Origin of the sequence: Granulicoccus phenolivorans DSM 17626 = NBRC 107789 = JCM 15570 (assembly GCF_000423085.1) — a bacterium.
GTDB lineage: Bacteria > Actinomycetota > Actinomycetes > Propionibacteriales > Propionibacteriaceae > Granulicoccus > Granulicoccus phenolivorans.
In genome coordinates this window covers 1-20708 of the sequence record NZ_AUHH01000038.1, presented here as the reverse complement: position 1 = coordinate 20708, position 20708 = coordinate 1, and the positions used below count along the sequence as shown (strand labels likewise).

Here is a 20708-nt window from a genome sequence, read left to right as displayed (position 1 = left end):
CGAATTCGGTCGGCGGGGCGCGACGAATCCGGCGGGGGTGGCACGTATATCCCGGTGACTCGAATCCAGGAGGAGCCATGACCATCGACGATCCCGAAATCGCTGTCCGCGCCGAGGGTGATCTGTACGCCCGCACCGTGGCCGAGCGGGCCCGACTCACCGATCTGCTGAGCGACCTTCCGGCGCAGGCCTGGGGCACGGCCAGCCTGTGCGCCGGCTGGAACATCCGCCACGTCGTCGCCCACATCAACATGTCCGACACCCGAACCATGGCGGAGTTCCAGGACGCGGTCGCCGCGGCCGGGGGAGACATCAACCTGGCCTGTGACCGGATGGCGCGCGCCGACGTGGCCCGGTCCAGCGACACCGAACTGCTCGCCATCCAGCGGGCGCGGATCGCCAGTCACTGGACGCCCGGCCCCGGAAACCAGCAGGGGGCGCTGGCCCACGAGGCGATCCACGGCCTCGACATCACCGTGCCGCTCGGCCTGCCGGCAGCCGCCCCCGACGTGCTCGCGGCCGCGCTCGGGGATGCCGACCCGGCCTCGCTGGCCTTCTTCGGGGTGGATCTCACCGGCGTCCGCCTGGTCGCCACCGACGGGCCGCTGCGGATCGGCCCCGGACCGCGGCACGTCGAGGTGACCAGCGCCGAACTCGTGCTGATCGTGACCGGCCGGCACCGGCTGCCCGCGCTGCCCGCAGCGACCCCGGCCGACGGCGGGGTGATGATGGGGTCATGACATCGGCGCTGGACGAGGCGGCGCTGGCCCGATTGCGCCCCGAGCTGATCGGCTACTGCTACCGGATGCTCGGCGACGGCGCCGCCGCGGAGGATGCGACCCAGGAGATCCTGCTGCGGCTGTGGCGGGCCCGCGATCGCTACGACCCCCGCCGTGCCGGCCTGCGCACCTGGGCGTACGCCATCGCGACCCGGTACTGCATCGATGTGCTGCGGGCCGCACCCCGCCGGGCGCTGGCCACCGACCTGGTCGATGTCTGCCGCCCCGGCGACCCTTTCGGTGCGCCGCTGCCGGCCGGCGGCTGGGTCACCCCGCTGCCCGACGACCCGGCCGAGATCGCCGAGCGCCGGGACGCGATCCGGCTGGCCTTCGCGGCGGCCCTGCAGCGGCTCACCCCGCGGCAGCGGGCCGTGCTGATCCTGCGGGACGTCTACGGCTACACCGCGGCGGAGACCGGCGAGTTGCTCGGGGCCGGCACCGCCGCGGTGCACTCGATCCTGCAACGGGCCCGGCGGGCGCTGGTGGACCGCTCCGATCCCGCCCGCGACCTGCCGGCGGCGGAGATCGACCCGGGGCTGCTCGCCGCCTTCGTCACCGCCTTCGAGAACCATGACGTGCCGGCCCTGACCGCCCTGCTGGATTCCGCGGTGGTCAGTTCGATGCCCCCGGTCGCCTTCTGGGTGGCCGGGCGTACCGACGTGATCGACCTGTTCGCCTCCGGCGACGGCTGCCGCGGACATCGCCTGATCCCCACCACCGCCAACGCGCGCCCGGCCTTCGGCCAGTACGCCCCCGACGGGGCCGGGTTGCGTCCGTTCGCGCTGTTGCTGCTGGCCAGCGACGGGCAGCGGATCACCCGGATGACCACCTGCCTCGATCTGGCCGACCGATTCCCGGCATTCGGGCTGCCCGCGCGGCTGCCCGGGTGAGCTGTGGCCGGGGTGGGTGCGCCGCGGCGAAACCGGCTTCCTAGGATGGCTGTGCAACCGATTGCCGACCGTACGCAGCGGGGGGCGGGTTCGCCATGTCGATTTGGCGTGTCGATTCCGGATCGGAGATCTGATTGATGGGAGCTATGGCCAACATCCATGCAAGCAATCAATGAGATCTTTCAAAATCGGCGATCTTGATATACAGTAGTTATCAAGTTCGAGACAGCATTCCACAGAGAAGAGGTTCCGCATGTCGCTCATGAACACCAAGATCAAGGACTTCAGCACCGAGGCCTACAAGGACGGCAAGTTCGTCACCGTCACCCAGGACGACGTCCTGGGCAAGTGGGCGGTGTTCTTCTTCTACCCCGCCGACTTCACCTTCGTCTGCCCGACCGAGCTGGGCGACATGGCCGACCACTACGAAGAGCTGCAGAAGCTCGGCGTCGAGGTCTACTCGGTCTCCACCGACTCCCACTTCGTGCACAAGGCCTGGACCGAGGCTTCCGAAGAGGTCGGCAAGATCAAGTACTTCATGCTGGGTGACTCCTCCGGTGTCATCACCAACAACTTCGACAACATGCGTCCGGGTGCGGGTCAGGCCGACCGCGCCACCTTCCTGGTGGATCCCGAGGGCGTCATCCAGTACATCGAGTCCACCGCTGAGGGCATCGGCCGTGAGGCCGGCCAGCTGATCCGCAAGATCAAGGCCGCTCAGTACGTCGCCACCCACCCGGGTGAGGTTTGCCCGGCCAAGTGGGAAGAGGGCGAAGCCACCCTCACCCCGGGCATCGACCTCGTGGGCAAGATCTGATCCGATCTGCAACCAGTGGTGGCAGGTCCGGTCCGGGCCTGCCACCGCCGCGGATCATCTCCGCACCCGGTTCGCCCCCGGAGCAGGTTGACCCAGGTCCTTTCGACACCGGTCCCGCCCGACGCGTGGCGACCATCCCGGCGCAGCGCCCCTTGCGGCCGCGCCCTTCCCGAATCTTCGGCTCACCGCCGACGGCCGAGCAACGGCCGAACCGCGTTTTTGCTGTACCCGCGAGGGTCCGCCTCGCGTACCAAAATTTGCGCCGACCCCGGCGCACCGACCCAGTGGAGGAATCGTGTCCGTGCTCGACGAGAATCTGCAAGTCCAGCTCAAGCAGCTGCTGACCAACCTGAAGGAGCCGATCGAGCTGCAGAGCTCCCTGGACGACTCCGCGAAGTCCACCGAGATGGCCACCCTGCTCGACGAGGTCGCCGCCCAGTCCGATCTGGTCACCGTGCGGCGTACTGATGACAACGAGCGCCGGCCGTCGTTCGCGATCGTCCGCCCGGGCAGCGACATCTCCGTCCGCTTCGCCGGTTCCCCGCTCGGGCACGAGTTCAGCTCCCTGGTGCTGGCCCTGCTGCATGTCGGCGGTCACCAGATCAAGGAGGAGCAGGAGGTCATGGACGCCGTCCGCAACCTCCCCGGCAAGTACGAGTTCACCACCTACATCTCGCTGACCTGCACCAACTGCCCGACGGTGGTCCAGGCGCTGAACTCGATGGCGGTGCTGAACCCGAACATCACCCACGTCGCGGTCGAGGGGGGCACCTTCAAGGAGGAGGTCACCGAGCAGGGGATCATGGCCGTGCCCACCATCTACCTGAACGGTGAGGAGTGGGGCTCGGGCCGGATGGGGATGGCCGAGATCGTCGCCAAGCTGGATGTGAACGCCGGCGCGCGGGCGACCGAGTCGCTGAACCACAAGGAGCCCTACGACATGCTGATCGTCGGCGGCGGGCCGGCCGGTGCCGCGGCCTCGATCTACGCCGCCCGCAAGGGTCTGCGCGTGGGGCTGGCCGGCGAGCGGATGGGCGGCCAGGTGCTCGACACCAACGCCATCGAGAACCTGATCACCGTGCCCTACACCGAGGGCCCGGAACTGGGTGCCGCGCTGGAGAAGAACGTGCACGAGTACAACGTCGACGTGATGTCGATGGTCGTGGCGAACAAGCTCATCCCCGGGGACAAGGGCGAACTGCACACCGTCGAGTTCGAGGGCGGCGGCGCGCTGAAGGCCAAGACCGTGATCATCGCGACCGGTGCCCGCTGGCGTCGGCTCGGGGTTCCCGGCGAGGAGGAGTACCGCACCAAGGGGGTCACCTTCTGCCCCCACTGTGACGGACCGATGTTCGCCCAGAAGCCGGTCGCGGTGATCGGTGGCGGCAACTCCGGGATCGAAGCGGCTCTCGACCTGTCCGGGGTGGTCAAGGACGTCACCGTGCTGGAGTTCCTGGACTCCTGCCGCGCCGATGACATCCTGATGAAGAAGGCCGAAGCCGCCGACAACATCAAGATCATCACCAATGCGGCCACCAAGGAGGTCACCGGTGACGGCAAGAAGGCGACCGGCCTGACCTACACCGACCGGGCCACCGACACCGAGCACAGCATCGACCTGGACGGTGTGTTCGTGCAGATCGGGCTGCTGCCCTCGACCGAGTGGCTGGCCGGCTCCGGGGTGGAGCTGTCCGACCGCAAGGAGGTCGTGATCGGCCACGACGGTTCGACCAACATCCCCGGCATCTACGCCGCCGGCGATGTGACCACCGAGCCGTTCAAGCAGATCGTGATCTCCCTGGGCGGCGGTGCGACCGCGGCCCTGTCGGCCTTCAACTACTTGATGCTCGCCTGATCGTGAATCTCCGCGATCTGGAGTACCTCGTCGCGCTCGATGAGCACCGCCACTTCGGGCGGGCAGCGGCGGCCTGCTATGCCTCGCAGCCGACGCTGTCCACCCAGCTCCGCAAGCTGGAGCACGAGTTGGGGGTGTCGCTGATCGAGCGCGGCGGGCGTACCGTCCTGTTCACCGCGGCCGGTGAGCAGGTCGTGGCGCGCGCCCGGAAGATTCTGGCCGAGGTCGAGGACATCCGCCGGGTGGCGCGCCAGTCGGCCGATCCGCGGGCGGGCACGCTGCGGCTGGGCGCCTTCCCGACGCTGGGGCCCTATCTGCTGCCGCACGTGATGCCACTGCTGCACCGGCAGTTGCCCGAGCTGGAGGTGCTGCTGGTGGAGGAGAAGACCGCCGACCTGTTGCACCAGGTGCACACCGGGGCCATCGATGTGGCCGTGCTGGCGCTGCCGATCGAGGACGATTCGCTGCACGTGGAACCGTTGTTCCATGAGGAGTTCCTGCTGGCCGCGCCGGTGGATTCCGACCTGGGCCGCGACGCCGGACCGGTCAGCGCCGCCGAGCTCGCCGGGCACGACCTGCTGCTGCTGACCGAGGGACACTGCCTGCGGGATCAGGCACTGTCGTTCTGCCGTACGCAGGGCGTCGCCGAACGTGACGGGTTCCAGGCCACCAGCCTGGAGACGCTGCGGCACATGGTGGCCTCCGGGGTCGGCGCGACGCTGATGCCGCGGCTGTCGGTGTCGCCGCCGGTCACGGTCAATCCGGGGCTGGCGCTGCGCGAGTTCGAACCGCCGGCACCCTTCCGGGACATCGCCATGGTCTGGCGCAAGGCGAGCGTCCAGGGCGAGCTGTTCACCGAGGTCGCCGACGTCTTCCGGCAGGTGCCGACCGAGCTGGTCAGCGCGTTGGCCCCCGAACCCGCCTGACCGTCCGGTTCGGCGTACCCGGAAAGGGGCAATTTCACCCACTGCGGGGGAGCGTCGAGGTATGTCAGGATCGGGGCTGTGCCCGACGCGGGAAGCCCCGCCCGATCAACGAGGATCATTGTGACCACTGCGAACCCGGAAATCGGCCAGTCCCTGCGGACCGGCGACATCATCACCAACTATCACGATGTCAGCAGCCCCGAGACCGCCGACGGGACGCCGCTGCTGCTGCTGCACGGGTCCGGGCCCGGTGTGAGTGCCTGGGCGAACTGGCGCCTGGTGATCGAGCGGCTGGCCCCGAAGGTACGCATCCTGGCGCCCGACCTGGCCGGTTTCGGCTTCTCGGAGGTGCCCGACGGGATCGAGTACACCCGGCAGCGCTGGCTGGACCAGATCGTCACCTTCCTCGACGAGCTCGGGGTGGACCGGGTGCACGTGGTCGGCAACTCCTTCGGCGGCTCGATGGCGCTGGCGCTGGCGATCGCGCACCCCGACCGGGTGTCGAAGCTGATTATGATGGGGGCGGTCGGCGTACCGTTCGAACTCACCGACGGCCTGGACCGGGTCTGGGGCTACACCCCGTCGCAGGAGAACATGGCGAGCCTGATGCGCGACACCTTCTCCTACAACGGGGACCTGGTCACCGACGACATGATCCGCGCCCGCTACGAAGCCAGCACCCGGCCGGGCATGCAGGAGGCCTTCTCCGCGATGTTTCCCGCCCCCCGGCAGCGCTGGGTCGATGCGATGGCCCACCCCGAGGCCGACATCCGGGCGATCACGCACCCGACGCTGCTGGTGCACGGCCGCGATGACAAGGTGATTCCCCTCAGCACCTCGCAGACCATGCTCGACTGGATCGACGACTCGCAGTTGCACGTGTACGGCCGCTGCGGGCACTGGACCCAGATCGAGAAGGTCGATCCCTTCTGCCGGCTCGTGGCTGATTTCATCGAGGTCTGAGCCGGCCCCCCAGAACGCGGTCGTCGCGGCGTCAGCCGCCCCGGGACGGGAATTCAGCGGACCGAACCGAGGTGGGCAGCGTCGCGGCGATCGTGCCCGAGACCTACGCGGTGGGCAGGACCGTCGCGGTAGCCGGGACCCGCGCGGCGATTTCGTACGCGGCGGGCATCCGGGCGGCGGCCCGGTTCGGGTCGACGAACGCCGCGGTCGCCCAGACATCGGCCCAGGTCAGGTCCGGCCCGACCACGGTGACCGAGGCCAGGGTGGACCGGGCCGGCGTACCGGTCCGCGGGTCGATGATGTGACTGCCCCGCTGCGCGGTCCCCGACGTCGCCAATGCGCCGTCGGAGATCTCCAGCACCGCCGACACCTGCCCCGGATCGGTCGGGTCGGCGATCCCCACCCGCCAGGCGCGCGGAATCGCCGGGTCGGCGTCCGGGCCGTGTCCGGCGACCAGGTCACCGCCGACATTCAGGCAGAACACGATCCCGGGGACCTGCCGCAACCCGGCGGCGGCCCGTTCGGTGGCCCAGCCCTTGACCAGGCCGGTCGGGTCGTACCCGCGGGTGCCGTCCGGGCCGGTCAGCTCGCTGGTGAACAGGCCTCCGGTGGCCGTCCCCGCCTCGGTGCAGAGGGCGCGCACCGGGGCGTACCAGGGGTCGGCCGCCGATTCGGCCAGGGCGCCCCGCCGGATCCGGAGCAGATCCGAATCCGCCCGGTAGGGCGAGAAGACCCGGTCGGCCCGGCGCAGGATGTCGAAGGCCTGCTCCGCCGCCGCGGCCAGGGCCGAGTCCGACGCGGCGCCGGGCGTACCGGACTCGGGCGTACGGATGTGCAGGGAAGCGGTCGTCCCCATCGTGTCGGCCACGAAGGCCCGGGTCTGCCACCTCACAGGTGGGCCTGATCGAGCGCGGACTGCAGGCTCTGCTTGTAGCCCTGGGAGGTGTAGGTCGCCCCGGAAACCATGTCGATGTTGGCACTCTGGGCCTTCACCGCCGCGGAGTTGAGGACGGGGATCGCGCGGGAGTTGATCATCCGGTCCTTGCCGCTCTCGGTGGGGTAGGTGATCGCTTCGGCCGCGGTGACCTTCCCGCCGGAGACGGTGATCCGCACCTGGACCGGGCCGAACTGGGTCGAGACGCTGCTGCCGGTATAGGTCTGCGAACCTGCGGTGGTGCCCGAACCCGAGGACGTGCCGGAGCCGCTCGAGGACGTGCTGGAACTGCTCGAGGGCGAGCTCGAACTGCTCGACGTCGACCCGGATCGGCGGGACGAACTGCTCGTCGCGGACGGGCTGGGAGCCGACGACGTCGACGAGGAGCCGGTGCTCGGGGCGGCCGAGCTGGTGGCGGCCGCCGGGCCCGCCGAGGTATCGGCACTCACCGCCTGCAGGGAGGTGCGGTAACTGAACAGCAGGACGAGCACCGTCGCCGTGCCCATCAGCCAGCCGAGGATGCGTTTCATGATGGTCTTCCTTCTCGTCGGTCGAAATCTGTGGTGGCGCTCAGAGGGCGAAGCGCTCGATGTGGATCTGGTTGCTGGGCACGTGGAGGCGATGCAGGGCAGCGGCAACCGCATCCATCCAGCCCGGACCGCCGCAGACATAGACGTCGCGGTCCACGATGTCGGGGCACAGCAGCAGCAACGCCTCGGTGTCGGCGAGGTGGGCGTACTCCTCGGGCAACCAACTGGCCCGCTCCCGGACCCGGTGCCCCGGCAACTGGTAGTACTGCGCGCCGCGGGCGTCCGCGATCCGGCCGATCTCGTCGGCCAGGATCAGGTCGTGTTCGTCGGAGTGGCGCTGGACGATCGTCGCCTCCAGCCGACCGGTCCGGGGATCGGTCGGGAGCGATTCCAGCAGGGCCCGCAGCGGTGTGATCCCGATTCCGGCGCCGAGCAGCAGGGCGCCCGGCCGGGTGGCAGCTCCGGCGTGCATCTTGCCGTACGGGCCCTCGACGCTGACCCGGGTGCCCGGCCGCAGCGTGGCCAGGCGGCGGGAACCGTCGCCCACGATCGCCGCGGTGAAGCGGAGGTCGGTCGAGCCGTCCCGGTGGGTCCGCGGAGCCGCCGACAGCGAGTACGGGTTCGCCCGGGTGAAGCCGGGGCCGGCGAAGCGCCAGTTGAAGTACTGACCACCCTGGGCCTGCAGCGCCGCGGCATGCCGGCCGGTCGCGGTGACCTGGACGACGCCGGGTTGCAGTTGCTCCACCTTGGTCACCCGGAGTCCGGCTCGCAGGGTGCCGATCAGCGGCTTCAGCACGCGGAACACCAGCACCGCGCCGATCGAGCCGAGGTACAGCGACCACCAGAACACGGTGGCTGCCGGCGAGGCGAGGAAGTCCCGGCCGGTCCACAACTGGTGCGGCAGCGCCAGCCCGACGCCGAGGAAGGCGTACAGGTGCAGCAGGTGCCAGCTCTCATAGCGCATCCGGCGCCGGGCCACCCGCAGGCTGGTCACCACCACCATGATCAGCGCCAGGGTGCCGGCGATCGCCAGCAGCATCGCGGGATAGTTGAGGGTGAAATCGACCAGGGTGCCCCAGATTCCGGCCTGGGTGTCGGCCGCGTAGCCGAGGGTGATCAGCACGATGTGCGCCAGCATCAACCAGAACGACCAGAACCCGGTGATGCGGTGGCCGCGGGTCACCGCATCCTGCCCGAAGGCCCGCTCCACGAAGGGGATCCGCGCCATCCCGAGTACCTGCACCAGCAGGAGGTAACTTGCCGCGAGTCCGGTCAGTCGGCCGAGCTCGTTGAGAATGCCGGCGGTTCCGGTCATCATGCCGGTAATGCCGCCGTTGCTCACCCACAGGGCGACCACGAACAGGCCGAGCGCCCACAGCAGGAACACCGTCAGTGACGACCACCAGCCCGGGACGCGCCGTACTGGGAGCGCCTCCCGACGGGCGAATTGGGCACGGGGCTTTTCCTGCAGCATTGTCATGTTTCCATCATCTGGATTCATCTGTGTCTTCGCTGTGACTGTGCCGTGGCCACGCTCAGAACCTGATTCGGTGGGGTCGGAGCCGGTTCCTGGGGCGCGGCTCGCGGGTTCCATGGCGGGTACGCGGGTGCTCCTGGCTTTTCGCGGGGTTCCATGGCGGGTTCGCGGGTGCTCCTGGCTGCTCGTGGGTCCACATCCGGTTCTGCGGGTGCTCCTGGCTGCTCGTGGGTCCACATCCGGTTCGCGGCCCCTGCAGCGCCCGCGTACCCGAATTCAGCCCGCGCCGCCGAGCTCAACCCCGCGCCGCCGAGCTCAACCCCGCGCACGCGAGTCGGGAGATCGCAGGTTCCATGCGGTTCGCGGGTGCTCATGGCTGCTCGTGGGTCCACATCGGGTTCGCGGCCCCTGCAGCGCCCGCGTACCCGATCTCACCCCGCGCCGCCGAATCCAGCCCGCGCACTCGAGCTCACCCCCGCGCCGCGGAGCCCACCCCGCGCCGCGGAGCCCACCCGCGCCGCGGAGCTCACCCCGCGCCGCGGACCCCACCCCGCGCCGCGGAGCTCACCCCGCGCCGCGGACCCCAACCCGGGGATCGCGTACAATGGTCGGCCTGTTTTGCCCCGCCGTTGCGCGGCCCGCTCCCCGAAACGGGATACGGGCGGCTGATAGCGTCGGGTTCATCCACCGAAGGGAGCACCGGATGTGTGGCATTTGTGGCGAGATTGCGAAGGACCGACCGGCCGACATGGGGGCGATCGGCGCCATGTGCCAGACGATGGTTCCACGTGGGCCCGACGCCGCCGGCAGTTGGTCCCAGGGGTCGATCGGCCTGGGGCACCGACGCCTGCAGATCATCGACCTGTCCCCGGCCGGGTCCCAGCCCATGCACGACGCGGACCTGGGGCTGACCGTGGCCTTCAACGGCTGCATCTACAACTATCCGCAGTTGCGCGAGGAACTGATCGGTAAGGGCTATCGGTTCTTCTCCCACTCCGACACCGAAGTGATCCTCAAGGGCTACCACGCCTGGGGATCGGACGTGGTCACCCACCTGTTCGGGATGTTCGCCTTCGCGATCACCGAGCGGGACACCGGCCGGGTCATGCTGGCCCGCGACCGGCTCGGCATCAAGCCGCTGTACTGGGCGCAGACCGCGGATTCCTTCCGCTTCGCCTCGTCGCTGCCGGCGCTGGTGAACGCCGGAGGCATCGACACCTCACTCGATCCGGTCGCGCTGCACCAGTACCTGAGCTTCCACTCGGTGGTGCCCGCGCCGCACACGATCCTCGCCGGCGTACGCAAGCTCGCCCCGGCGACGCTGATGTTCATCGAGCCGGACGGGACCCGCACCGAGCGGACGTACTGGACACTGGAGGCCCGGCGCCGCAGCGAGCATGCCGAGTGGACCGACGCCGACTGGACCGACGCCCTGCACGAATCGCTGCGGGTCGCGGTGCGGCGCCGGCTGGTCGCCGACGTCCCGGTCGGCTGCCTGCTGTCGGGCGGGCTGGATTCCAGCCTGATCGTCGGGCTGCTCGCCGAGGAGGGACAGCACGGGCTGGCGACCTTCTCGATCGGTTTCGAGGCGGCCGGGGGTGAGTCCGGGGACGAGTTCCAGTACAGCGACGTGATCGCACGCCACTTCGCCACCGATCATCACCAGATCCGGATCGACACCGCCCGGATGCTGCCGGCGCTGGGGGACGCGATCCATGCGATGAACGAACCGATGGTCAGCCATGACGCGGTGGCGTTCTACCTGCTCAGCCAGGAGGTCGCCAAGCACGTCAAGGTCGTCCAGTCCGGCCAGGGCGCCGATGAGGTGTTCGCCGGGTATCACTGGTATCCGCCGATGACCGCGGTCGGTGACGCCGACATCGACGGGGCGGTGGCGACCTATCGCAAGGCGTTCTTCGACCGTACGCACGACGGCGTCGCCGCGCTGCTGCAGCCACAGTGGCTGGTCGATTCCGATGTGTCCGGGGAGTTCGTCCGGGAGCACTTCGCCCGGCCCTACGCCGACTCCGCGATCGACCGTGCGCTGCGGCTGGATTCGCAGGTGATGCTGGTCGACGATCCGGTGAAGCGGGTCGATTCGATGACGATGGCCTGGGGCCTGGAGGCCCGGGTGCCGTTCCTGGATCACGAACTGGTCGAGCTGGCCTTCGCCGCCCCGGCGCACCTCAAGACCGCCCAGGACGGCAAGGGCGTCCTCAAGGACATCGGTCGCCAAGTCATTCCCGCCGAGGTGATCGACCGGCCGAAGGGGTACTTCCCGGTTCCGGCGCTGAAACATCTGCAGGGCCCGTACCTGGACATGGTGCGCGACGCGCTGACCAGCCGGGCGGCCCGGGACCGGGGGCTCTACCGGCCCGAGGCGGTGGATCGGCTGCTCGCCGACCCGAACGGCAACCTGACCCCGCTGCGCGGCAACCCGCTGTGGCAGATCGCACTGTTGGAACTGTGGCTGCAGAGCCACGGGATCGGAGGGCGCTGATGTCGCTCGAGCCCGGCGGACGCCTCGATCCCGATGGCGAGTGGAAGCACGACACGGTCCTCGATCTCGGCTGGGGGCGTCTGGTCTTCGGCAACACCTTCACCGATCATGACGATCTGGGGCAGGTGCTGCGCGATGAGACCTCCGGTCGGCGCGATATCTGCATCTACCTGACCGATCCGCACATCCTGGTCGCGCTGCACCCGGCCGATTTCTTCATCGATCCGAGCCTGACCTATCGCCGCGAGCTGACCGAACCGGTGCCCTGGCCCGATTCGGAGCTGGTCCGGATCGAGGAGGCGACCGAGGAGGACCTGCCCCGGATCAACCGGATCTACCAGATGAACAAGATGGTCCCCGCCGAGCTGGACCAGATGCTGCACAACCGGCGCGAGGAACCCGGCGTGACCTACTTCGTCGCCCGGGACGACCGGGGGGCGGTGATCGGCACCGTGACCGCGATCGATCACAAGCAGGTGGTCGGGCCGGCGGCGCACGGGGCGGGCCTGTGGTGTCTGGCGGTCGATCCGGACAACGTCGTGCCCGGGGTGGGCGGGATGCTGACCGATGCGGTCTGCGCCTGGGCGTACCGGCGTGGGCTGGAATTCGTCGACCTCTCGGTGATGTACGACAACACCCCCGCGATCACCCTCTACGAGCGCCGCGGATTCCAGCAGGTGCCGGTGCTGTCGGTGAAGCGGAAGAACTCGATCAACGAGGCCCTGTTCGCGGCCCCGCCGACCGAGGGCCTGGACGACCTCAATCCGTACGCCCGGATCATCGCCGACGAAGCGATCCGGCGCGGGATCCGGGTCCGCATCCTCGACCCGCACACCGGATATCTGGAACTGGAGCACGGTTCGCGCACGGTGATCACCCAGGAATCGCTGTCGCAGTACACCTCGGCGGTCGCGATGAGCCGATGCCAGGACAAGCGGGTCACCCGGGCGGTGGTCGAGGAGGTCGGCGTACGCGTGCCGCGCGGGGTGGCGGCCACCTTCGGACCGGCGGATCTGGAGTTTCTCGCCGAGGTCGGATCGGTGGTGGTGAAACCGGCGCGCGGCGAGCAGGGCGCCGGAATCACCATCGGCGTGGAGACTGCCGAGGAGCTCGAGGCCGCGCTGAACCGGGCCGGCGGGCACGGGGCGGAGATTCTGCTGGAGGAGTTCTGCACCGGGGAGGATCTGCGGGTGCTGGTGATCGACGGGAAGGTCGTCGCCGCGGCGATCCGACGGCCCGCCCGGGTGATCGGGGACGGCAAGAAGACCGTCCGCGAGCTGATCGAGTACACCTCCCGACGGCGGCAGGCGGCCACCGGCGGGGAGTCCCGGATCCCGATGGACGACCTGACGACCAGTTATGTCGAGCAGCAGGGCCACACGATGGACGAGGTGCTCGAGGCGGGCACGGTGCTGCCGGTACGGCGTACGGCGAATCTGCACACCGGCGGGACGCTGCACGATGTGACCGAGGAACTGCATCCCGAACTGGCCAAGGCGGCGCTGACCTCGGCGAAGGCGATCGGGATTCCGGTGACCGGGATCGACCTGCTGGTTCCGGCCGCCGATCAGCCGGAGTACGTGTTCATCGAGGCGAACGAGCGCCCCGGACTGGCCAACCATGAGCCGAACCCGACCGCGCAGGCGTTCATCTCCTACCTGTTCCCCAACACCCACGAGCAGCCGTACGCCTGGCACCCGGGCACCGCTCCGGAACCGGAGGAGGAGCCGGCCGGCTGAGAGGTCACCAAAATTGCTCGACCCCGGCGGCCGGATCTGCCAGATTGGGGTCATGAGTGATGAGAATCCCGAGGTGGCCGCGCCCGATCCCAAGGCTCAGATGCGCGAGGCGCTGGAGCGCAAGAACGGCAATGCCCACCGCAGCGCCCAGGCGGGCGGCGGCTCCGGGCCGGTGTCCGGGGCCGCGCACGGTCAGGTCGGCGGCAAGCGCACCTTCCGGCGCAAGACCGGCGGCTGAGCCGATGGTCCGGGGCGCAGGCGTGGTGGGATGACCCGGTCGATGCGGGCCTGGCGGGTGCGTACGCCCGGCCCGATCCGGGAACGGCCGCTGGAACTGGTCGAAGTCCCGGTGCCCGAGCCGGCGCCGGGTGAGGTGCTGGTGCGGGTGCTCACCTGCGGGGTGTGCCGGACCGATCTGCACGTCGCCGAGGGCGATCTGCCGGTACGCCGCCCGCACGTCACCCCGGGCCACGAGATCGTGGGCGAGGTGGTGGCCCGCGGCGCCGACCTGCCCGGCGCGGTGCCCCGGTTCGCGATCGGGGACCGGGTCGGGATCGCCTGGTTGCGCAGCACCTGTGGTACCTGTCGGCACTGCCGGGCCGGGGCGGAGAATCTGTGCGTCGCCTCGCAGTACACCGGCTGGGACGCCGACGGGGGCTACGCGGAGTACGCGGTGGTCCGGGAGGCGTACGCGTACCGGATCCCCGACGGCTTCGACGCCACCGCGGGCGCGCCCCTGTTGTGTGCGGGAATCATCGGCTATCGGGCGTTGCGGCGGGCCCAGGTGCCGCCCGGCGGACGGCTGGGCCTGTACGGGTTCGGCGGCTCGGCCCATCTGACCGCGCAATTGGCCCTCGCCCAGGGGGTGGAGGTGCACGTGCTGACCCGGGGCGAGGCTGCCCGGGCCCTGGCGCTGCGCCTGGGGGCGGCCTCGGCCGGTGACGCCCGCGAACTGCCTCCGGTCGCGCTGGACTCGGCCATTCTGTTCGCCCCGGCCGGCGACATCGTCCCGTACGCCCTGGCGGCGCTTGCCCCGGGCGGCACCCTGGCGGTCGCGGGAATCCACCTGTCCGACATCCCGGCGCTGAACTACCAGCAGCATCTGTTCCATGAGCGCACGGTGACCTCGGTCGAATCGAACACCCGGCGCGACGGGGAGGAGTTCCTCACCCTGGCGGCCCGCCTGGGCATCCGGGCGCACACCACCGAGTACGCCTTCACCGACGCCCCGCAGGCGCTGGAGTACTTGGCCGCCGGGGACGTCGAGGGCGCCGGAGTGCTGCGCATCGGTTGAGTGGCCGCACCCGGCCCCCCGTCCTCGGCGGCGTCCGCTCAGGACTTCGGATTCGGTGTGAACTGATGGCCCAGGGCGGCCGATACCGGCACGAAGATCCGGACCGCCGGGTCGAGGCAGGGCAGATTCTTCGGGTTGTCCGGCAGGGTCGGTGATTCCGAGCAGTCACCGGAGGCGATGTCGCTGTTCACCATAACGGTCACCGTGGTATCGGAGCGGGTGTCGTAGTACAGGGTGGTGTTGTATCCCGGCAGTTCGCCGGTGTGGCCGTACCAGCCGTCGATGCAGCCGACCCCCAGGCCGTATCCGGGACCGTTGGGAAAGTTGAGCCGCTCGGTCTGGATGTCGGCCCGGAGCAGGCCCTGGCCGGTGCCGAGCGCACGGCCGTAGGTGAGCAGATCCGATGCCGTGGAGATGATCGCGCCGGCCGACCAGCCCCAGGACGGACTCCAGTTGGTTGCATCCTGCGGGGTGGTGGCCCCGTCGGGCAGGCCCTGCAGGGTCACTCCGGTGGCGTGTGGGTCGGGTTGGGCTCCGCCCGGGCCGGGCATCGAGGTCCCGGTGAGGCCGAGCGGGCCGATGATCCGGTCCTGCAGCGCTTGGGTGTAGGTCATCCCGGATCGACGTTCGATGATCTTGCCGAGCAGGATGGTGTTGGTGTTCGAGTAGTCGAACCGGGCTCCGGGCTCGAACGGGCGGGGAAGTTTCAGCCCGATCGCGATCAGCTCATCGGGCGTCCATTCCTTGGTCGGCTCGCTGAACAGCACCCGTTGGAACTCCGGATCCATGGAGTAGCTCGCGATCCCGCTGGTCATGTTGAGCAACATCCGGATCGTGATGTCATCCCCGCGAGGTACCCCATCGAGGTGCCGGCTGACCGGGTCGTCGAGGGAGAGAACGCCCTGCTGGACCAGTTGCAGGATCAACGTCCCGGTGAAGGTCTTGGTGACCGACCCGATCCGTTGGTACATCTGCGCGGTCATCGGGGTGTTCGTGGCCTTGTCGGCGAGGCCGTACGCCTTGATGAAGGTGCCCTGGGGGCTGCGGACGCCGACGATCGCACCCGCCACCGGCGCCTGGGCCAGGCCCTCGGTGGCGGCCTTGTCGAGGGCATCTGCGGTGGCGGCCGGCAGTTCGCCGGTGGCGGCTGCGGGCAGGGTGCGGGCGATGACTGCGGCCGGATCGGCGATACACGGCCCGGTGCCGGCCGACGGCGCGGGTGCAGTGGCCGCGCCCGGGCCGGTCGGGCTGCTTGCCGGGGACGTACACCCGGCCAGCGAGAGGGTGAACGCCGTCGCCACGGCAGCGGTGAAAAGCCACGTCGAACCCATGAGCAGATCTTTCTCGATGGGCGGCCGAGTGGCGCGCCGATCCTCCAAGTCTCGCCGCAGGCCTCGCGCCGCGCAATGGCTGCGCGGGACGTCTCGGGCCTGAAAGGCGACCGGCAGCACCCGGAGCAGTCGATCAGGGCGTACGCCGACGCGCCAGCGTCGCCACGATGCGGCAGTGACGACCGGACGAACGATGGAAGCGATCGGCCTCGGGCCGGTACTCGCTGGGGCAACCCAGCTTCAGACAAGGCAACCCAGCTTCTGCGCGCACTGAAGCTGGATACCCAAAACTGACGCTGGATGACCACAGCGACGGGTGCCAGTTTCGTCCGGCCCCGGAATCTGCGGATCGATCGGTGCCCGTGATCCGGCCACCGGATGAAGCTCATTGGGGACCCAGGTCTATGGCTGGCGCTCGGTCGGACCGGCACGCTGGGGTGAGGTACCCCGTGGCGGCACGGAGACACAGATCGAACGGAGACCCTGTGATCAGCGGAAGGCGCATCGCCGGCCCGGCCATGACGGTGGCACTGGTGACCCTGATGGCTGGGTGTGTGGCCGCTCCGGCCCGGTCGGAGAGTGCCGTCGGCACGTCGCCGTCCAGCACCTCGTCGCCCACCACCGCCTGTGTCGCAGACCCCCGGGCCGTCGCGCTGCGTACGTTACCGGAGCAAGCCAGGGCCGAGATGCCGAACGCGAGCGCGGCGTCCTTGGACGCAGCGGCTGTCGCGGGATTCAGGGCCGCGGCCACGTCGGGGGCCGTGGTGGCCGTCCGGAGCCCGCAGGGAACCTGGATCAGGTCCTACGGTGTGGCCGATCCAACCACGAACGCCCCGATGACGACCGATGTCTACCAGCGGATCGGATCGGTCACCAAGACCTTCACCGGCACCCTCGTCCTCCAACTCGCCGAGCGGGGCAAGCTGACGCTGGACGACCCCATCGACACCTACGTCGGGGGTGTCCCCAACGGCAACACTGTCACCCTGCGGATGCTCCTCACGATGACCAGCGGGATCGCCAGCTATACCTCCGACCAGCACTTCATCGACCAGTTGTTCGCCGACCCGCAGAAGGTGTGGACGCCGGACGAGCTCCTCGCTGTCGGGCTCGCCCTGCCGCCGCTGTTCGCCCCCGGGGAGAAGTTCAACTATTCCAACACCAACACCATTCTTCTGGGCAAGGTCATCGAAAAGGTCACGGGGGAGCCGTACGCCGATGTCCTCACCACGCAGATCCTCGGCCCCCTGGGACTGACCCGGACCTCCATGCCGCCCGCCGGCGACACGCTGCCCGAACCCCACGCCGGCGGATTCACCCTGCAGGGCACGCCCGACTCGTCGACGAACCCGGTGAACGCGACCGACTGGAACCCGACGTGGGCCGGGGCCGCGGGCCAGATGGTCTCGTCGGCCGAGGATCTCCTGAAGTACGGACGGGCGCTCGGTACGGGCCAAGGGCTGCTCGGAACGCAGGCCCAGGAGGAACGACTCGCCTCCGTCCCGGGGCAGGCCGGCTACGGCCTGGGGGTCGGCTGCATCGACGGGTGGGTGGGGCACACCGGGGAGCTGCCGGGTTACAACACGACGCTGTTCTACGACACGACCGCGGACACGACGGTAGTCGTCCTGGCCAACAGCGACATTCCCTCCGGCGGCTGCACCGAGTCGAAGACCTTGCCGGATACCGACAAGGCGCTGCCGTGCATGGATCCTGCGGTACGCATCTTCACCGCTGTCTCCACGGCCACCGGGCACACTTTCACGCCCAACCCCAAGTCCTGACGTGCTGGTCCGGGAATGGGGTGCGGCAACCCTGCCGAGCGTGCCGCCCGGTCGACGTGGCGGGACTAAATTTCGGTACATGCGCCGCTTAGCCGTACGGCCCGCCCTTGCCCGCTCGCTGGACCGGGCCCTGCTGGCGATCCTCTGTGCGGGCCTGGCGCTCGTCGGGGTCGAGGCGGCACTCCTGCCGTGGGGCGGCGCCGGGCGAATCGTGCTGGTGCTGTACCCGATCGTCTGCCTGACCTACCTCGGTGCCGGGATCGTGGCCTGGTACCGGCGCCCCGGCAATCGTCTCGGTGCGGTGATCCTCTTCGGCGGTTTCGCCATGTGGCTCAGCGGTCTGCAGGACACGGACATCCCGGTGCTCGTCGCCGTTGGGTCGGTCGGGGCCACCCTGATCCTCGCCGTCCTGGTGCACCTGCTGCACGCCTTCCCCTCCGGCCGGCTACCGGGACCGGTGTCGGTGACCACGGTGTCAATCGCGTACGTCACCTCGCTGGTTCTGCAGGCCCCCAAGTATCTCTTCAATCCGGACGCGGGGGTGCCGGCGCTGTTTCTCGCAGACGATCCCACGGCGCTGGCAGTCGGTGCGATGCTGCAGAGCCTCGTCGGCGCCGGTGTCATGGTCGCTACCGCGGTGGTCCTGATCGGGCGACTGCGGCGTGCGGGGCCGGCCGGGCGACGGGTCCTGGCGCCGCTGTTCGCGTACGGCAGCGGAGCCGCCCTCTTCATCCCGGTGAGTACCTTGGTGCTGACTCCGCTGCTCGGCCTGACCGACGTCGAGCGGACCGCGTTGCAGTTGGTGGTCCTGGGGTGCGTTCCGTTGGCGTTCGCGTTCGGCATGCTGCGCGGGGGCTTCGCCAGGACGGGTGAAGTCGAGGAACTCGGCACGTGGCTGGGCGCCTCCGACGGGAGCAGGCCTGCCCTGACCCGAGCACTGGCGCGGGCCTTGGGCGATCCGTCCCTGGCCCTGTCGTTCTGGGTGGCGCGGCAGCGCATCTTCGTCGATGACCACGGGGTCCCGATCGTCCGGGACTCGAGCCCGGAGCGCGGCCTGGTCCCGGTCGAACTGGAGGGCCGTACGGTCGGCGCCATCCACTATGACTCCCAGCTCATCGCGGACCCGGAACTGGTGCGGACGGCGGGGCAGGTGATCGCCATCGCCGTGGACCGGGAACGGTTGACCGCGGAGCTGCGGGAGAGCCAACGTGCCCTGCAGCAGTCCCGGGAGCGGCTGGTCGATGCCGCTGACCGCGAACGGCGACGGATCGCCCAGGATCTGCATGACGGGCTGCAGGTGCAGTTGGTGCTGCTGGCGCTCGAGGCCCAGCAGTTGGCGAACGCTGCCGGGACCGACACCGCCATCGGGGAACGCGCCACCCAGCTGCGCCAGCGGATCGACGACGCGGCGGCCAACCTGCGCCAGTTGGTGGCAGCCGTCATGCCGGCCGGGTTGATCGAACACGGTCTCGGCGCGGCCGTCGAAGACCTCGCCGACAGGATGCCCATCCCGACCACGCTCGAACTGAGCATCGACGAGATCCCGGCGTCGTCGGCCCTCGAGAGCACTGCCTACTTCGTGACCGCCGAGGCGTTGACGAATGCCGTCAAGCACGCCCGGGCGTCGTCCGCCTCGGTCCGCCTGACCTCGGACGACGGATGGTTGATGATCGAGGTGTCCGACGACGGGATGGGTGGGGCCAACCCCGGACGAGGCAGCGGTCTGCGCGGCATGACGGACCGGGTCGACGTCCTCGGCGGGCACCTGCGCATCGCCAGCGAACCCGGTCAGGGGACTCGGATCGAGGTGGCCCTGCCGTGCGCGTGATCATCGCCGAGGACGAGACCCTGCTCCGGCGCGGGCTGCAACTGCTGTTGGAGGAGGGTGGACTGCAGGTCGTTGCCGCGACCCCCGACTCGGAGACGCTGGAGGAAGCCGTCGACCGATTCCGGCCGGACCTGGTCATCACCGATATCCGGATGCCACCCACGCACACCGACGAGGGGTTGCAGGCGGCCCTGCGGATCCGTCGGAAGTACGCGGACGTCGCCGTGGTCGTCCTCTCCCAGCACGTCCAGCGCCGCTATGCCAGCGAGTTGCTGGCCTCGCCCCAGGGCAGGGTCGGCTATCTCCTCAAGCAGCGGATCGCGAACGTGGACACTTTCCTGGCCGACCTTCGCGAGGTAGCGGCGGGAGGCACGGCACTCGATCCGGATGTCGTCGCCGTGATGGTTGCCCGCGCGACGCTCTCGAACCAAGCCGTACGGGCGCTGACGCCGAGGCAGCAGCAGGTCCTCGCGCTGATGGCGGAAGGGCGCAGCAACGCGCGGATTGCCGCGGAGCTGTTCCTCACCGAGAAGGCCGTCGTCCAGCACACGTCGCGGATCTACGACGCGCTGGGTCTGCCCGTCGACTCCGATTCGCACCGCCGGGTACTCGCGGTGGTGCGCTACCTCAGCCGGGGCTGAGGCCTCGCCGATCACCCGGCCCGCGCCGCGCTGCCCCCAGGTGGCCATCGACGATCGACCATGCCCGGGGCGGACGCGGGGCCGGGACTGGCGACCCAGGTCCATTCCCGTTCGCCGGGCCGATCCGTAGCGTGCCGGGAGGGCCACGATGCGTGGGCCCGGGACACGAGGGGGAGGAAGCGGATGGTGATCACGAGAGCGCGGCGGTTGGCGGCTGTCATGGTCGCGCTGGCACTGGGCGCGCAGGCGATGGTCGGTACGCCGGCCGGAGCAGTACCCAAGGACGGCATGCCGGACACGGCCAAGAACGGCCGCAGCAACAGCGATCAGAACAATGGCAACAACGGCAATCAGAACAATGGCAACAACGGCAATCAGAACAATGGCAACAACGGCAATCAGAACAATGGCAACAACGGC

Annotated in this window: 19 protein-coding genes; 15 read left to right on the top strand and 4 right to left on the bottom strand. The window is 69.5% G+C overall.

Features of this window, described 5'->3' with window-relative positions:
• The first annotated feature begins 77 nt into the window (after nt 1–77).
• From G531_RS22820 to G531_RS0114325, 6 genes are all read left to right on the top strand, one after another.
• Nucleotides 78–740 carry a maleylpyruvate isomerase family mycothiol-dependent enzyme gene (locus tag G531_RS22820; RefSeq protein ID WP_051215530.1) on the top strand — a complete coding sequence of 221 codons (663 nt, stop codon included), beginning with the start codon at nt 78–80 and terminating at the stop codon, nt 738–740.
• A complete protein-coding gene (locus tag G531_RS22815) occupies nt 737–1669 on the top strand; it encodes an RNA polymerase subunit sigma-70 (protein ID WP_035759091.1) in 933 nt (310 codons plus the stop codon). The genes G531_RS22820 and G531_RS22815 overlap by 4 nt, the downstream gene beginning before the upstream one ends.
• A gap of 253 nt (nt 1670–1922) precedes the next feature.
• The gene (ahpC, locus tag G531_RS0114340; protein WP_026927783.1) at nt 1923–2486 is read left to right on the top strand and encodes an alkyl hydroperoxide reductase subunit C; all 564 of its coding nucleotides are present in this window, start codon (nt 1923–1925) and stop codon (nt 2484–2486) included.
• Between the two features lie 301 nt (nt 2487–2787).
• Nucleotides 2788–4341: an alkyl hydroperoxide reductase subunit F gene (gene ahpF, locus G531_RS0114335; RefSeq protein ID WP_026927782.1), complete on the top strand. Its 1554-nt coding sequence runs from the start codon at nt 2788–2790 to the stop codon at nt 4339–4341.
• Nucleotides 4342–4343: 2 nt separating this feature from the next.
• A complete protein-coding gene (locus G531_RS0114330; RefSeq protein ID WP_026927781.1) occupies nt 4344–5267 on the top strand; it encodes a LysR substrate-binding domain-containing protein in 924 nt (307 codons plus the stop codon).
• A 120-nt stretch (nt 5268–5387) separates the two neighbouring features.
• Nucleotides 5388–6230, top strand: a complete 843-nt coding sequence (locus G531_RS0114325; RefSeq protein WP_211221861.1) for an alpha/beta fold hydrolase — start codon at nt 5388–5390, stop codon at nt 6228–6230.
• Nucleotides 6231–6333: 103 nt separating this feature from the next.
• Here the strand turns inward: G531_RS0114325 and G531_RS22810 are convergent, their stop codons facing one another.
• Nucleotides 6334–7122: an FAD:protein FMN transferase gene (locus G531_RS22810; protein WP_211221860.1), complete on the bottom strand. Its 789-nt coding sequence runs from the start codon at nt 7120–7122 to the stop codon at nt 6334–6336.
• Nucleotides 7119–7343, bottom strand: a complete 225-nt coding sequence (locus G531_RS26790; RefSeq protein ID WP_245630512.1) for an FMN-binding protein — start codon at nt 7341–7343, stop codon at nt 7119–7121. The genes G531_RS22810 and G531_RS26790 overlap by 4 nt, the downstream gene beginning before the upstream one ends.
• A 61-nt stretch (nt 7344–7404) precedes the next feature.
• Here G531_RS26790 and G531_RS26785 point away from each other — a divergent pair, with 61 nt between their 5' ends.
• The gene (locus G531_RS26785) at nt 7405–7635 is read left to right on the top strand and encodes a hypothetical protein (RefSeq protein ID WP_245630511.1); all 231 of its coding nucleotides are present in this window, start codon (nt 7405–7407) and stop codon (nt 7633–7635) included.
• A gap of 99 nt (nt 7636–7734) precedes the next feature.
• Here the strand turns inward: G531_RS26785 and G531_RS0114310 are convergent, their stop codons facing one another.
• A complete protein-coding gene (locus G531_RS0114310) occupies nt 7735–9174 on the bottom strand; it encodes a ferredoxin reductase family protein (RefSeq protein WP_026927778.1) in 1440 nt (479 codons plus the stop codon).
• Nucleotides 9175–9874: 700 nt separating this feature from the next.
• On the opposite strand from G531_RS0114310, the gene G531_RS0114305 reads away from it, so the two are divergent.
• The 4 genes from G531_RS0114305 to G531_RS0114290 are packed head-to-tail and all read left to right on the top strand — an operon-like array spanning nt 9875 to nt 14704.
• Nucleotides 9875–11671, top strand: coding sequence for an N-acetylglutaminylglutamine amidotransferase (locus G531_RS0114305; RefSeq protein WP_026927777.1), 1797 nt, complete (start codon nt 9875–9877; stop codon nt 11669–11671).
• Nucleotides 11671–13410 (top strand): N-acetylglutaminylglutamine synthetase, encoded by a 1740-nt coding sequence (ngg, locus tag G531_RS22805; protein WP_051215529.1) that lies wholly within the window; start codon nt 11671–11673, stop codon nt 13408–13410. Before G531_RS0114305 ends, ngg begins: the two co-directional genes overlap by 1 nt.
• A gap of 52 nt (nt 13411–13462) precedes the next feature.
• A complete protein-coding gene (locus tag G531_RS0114295; protein WP_026927776.1) occupies nt 13463–13648 on the top strand; it encodes a DUF5302 domain-containing protein in 186 nt (61 codons plus the stop codon).
• A gap of 30 nt (nt 13649–13678) precedes the next feature.
• Entirely contained in the window at nt 13679–14704 is a 1026-nt protein-coding gene (locus tag G531_RS0114290; RefSeq protein ID WP_035759087.1) for a zinc-dependent alcohol dehydrogenase family protein, read from the top strand.
• A 38-nt stretch (nt 14705–14742) separates the two neighbouring features.
• Here G531_RS0114290 and G531_RS22800 read toward each other — a convergent pair whose 3' ends face one another.
• Nucleotides 14743–16035: a serine hydrolase domain-containing protein gene (locus tag G531_RS22800; RefSeq protein ID WP_081684146.1), complete on the bottom strand. Its 1293-nt coding sequence runs from the start codon at nt 16033–16035 to the stop codon at nt 14743–14745.
• A 404-nt stretch (nt 16036–16439) separates the two neighbouring features.
• On the opposite strand from G531_RS22800, the gene G531_RS22790 reads away from it, so the two are divergent.
• The 4 genes from G531_RS22790 to G531_RS25785 form a co-directional block, all read left to right on the top strand.
• Nucleotides 16440–17819 (top strand): serine hydrolase domain-containing protein, encoded by a 1380-nt coding sequence (locus G531_RS22790; protein WP_306304602.1) that lies wholly within the window; start codon nt 16440–16442, stop codon nt 17817–17819.
• A 79-nt stretch (nt 17820–17898) separates the two neighbouring features.
• Nucleotides 17899–19647 carry a sensor histidine kinase gene (locus tag G531_RS22785; protein WP_051215528.1) on the top strand — a complete coding sequence of 583 codons (1749 nt, stop codon included), beginning with the start codon at nt 17899–17901 and terminating at the stop codon, nt 19645–19647.
• Nucleotides 19638–20288 (top strand): response regulator, encoded by a 651-nt coding sequence (locus G531_RS0114270; protein WP_026927774.1) that lies wholly within the window; start codon nt 19638–19640, stop codon nt 20286–20288. Before G531_RS22785 ends, G531_RS0114270 begins: the two co-directional genes overlap by 10 nt.
• A 183-nt stretch (nt 20289–20471) precedes the next feature.
• On the top strand, nt 20472–20708 hold a 237-nt coding region (locus G531_RS25785; protein ID WP_026927773.1), incomplete at its 3' end, for a hypothetical protein.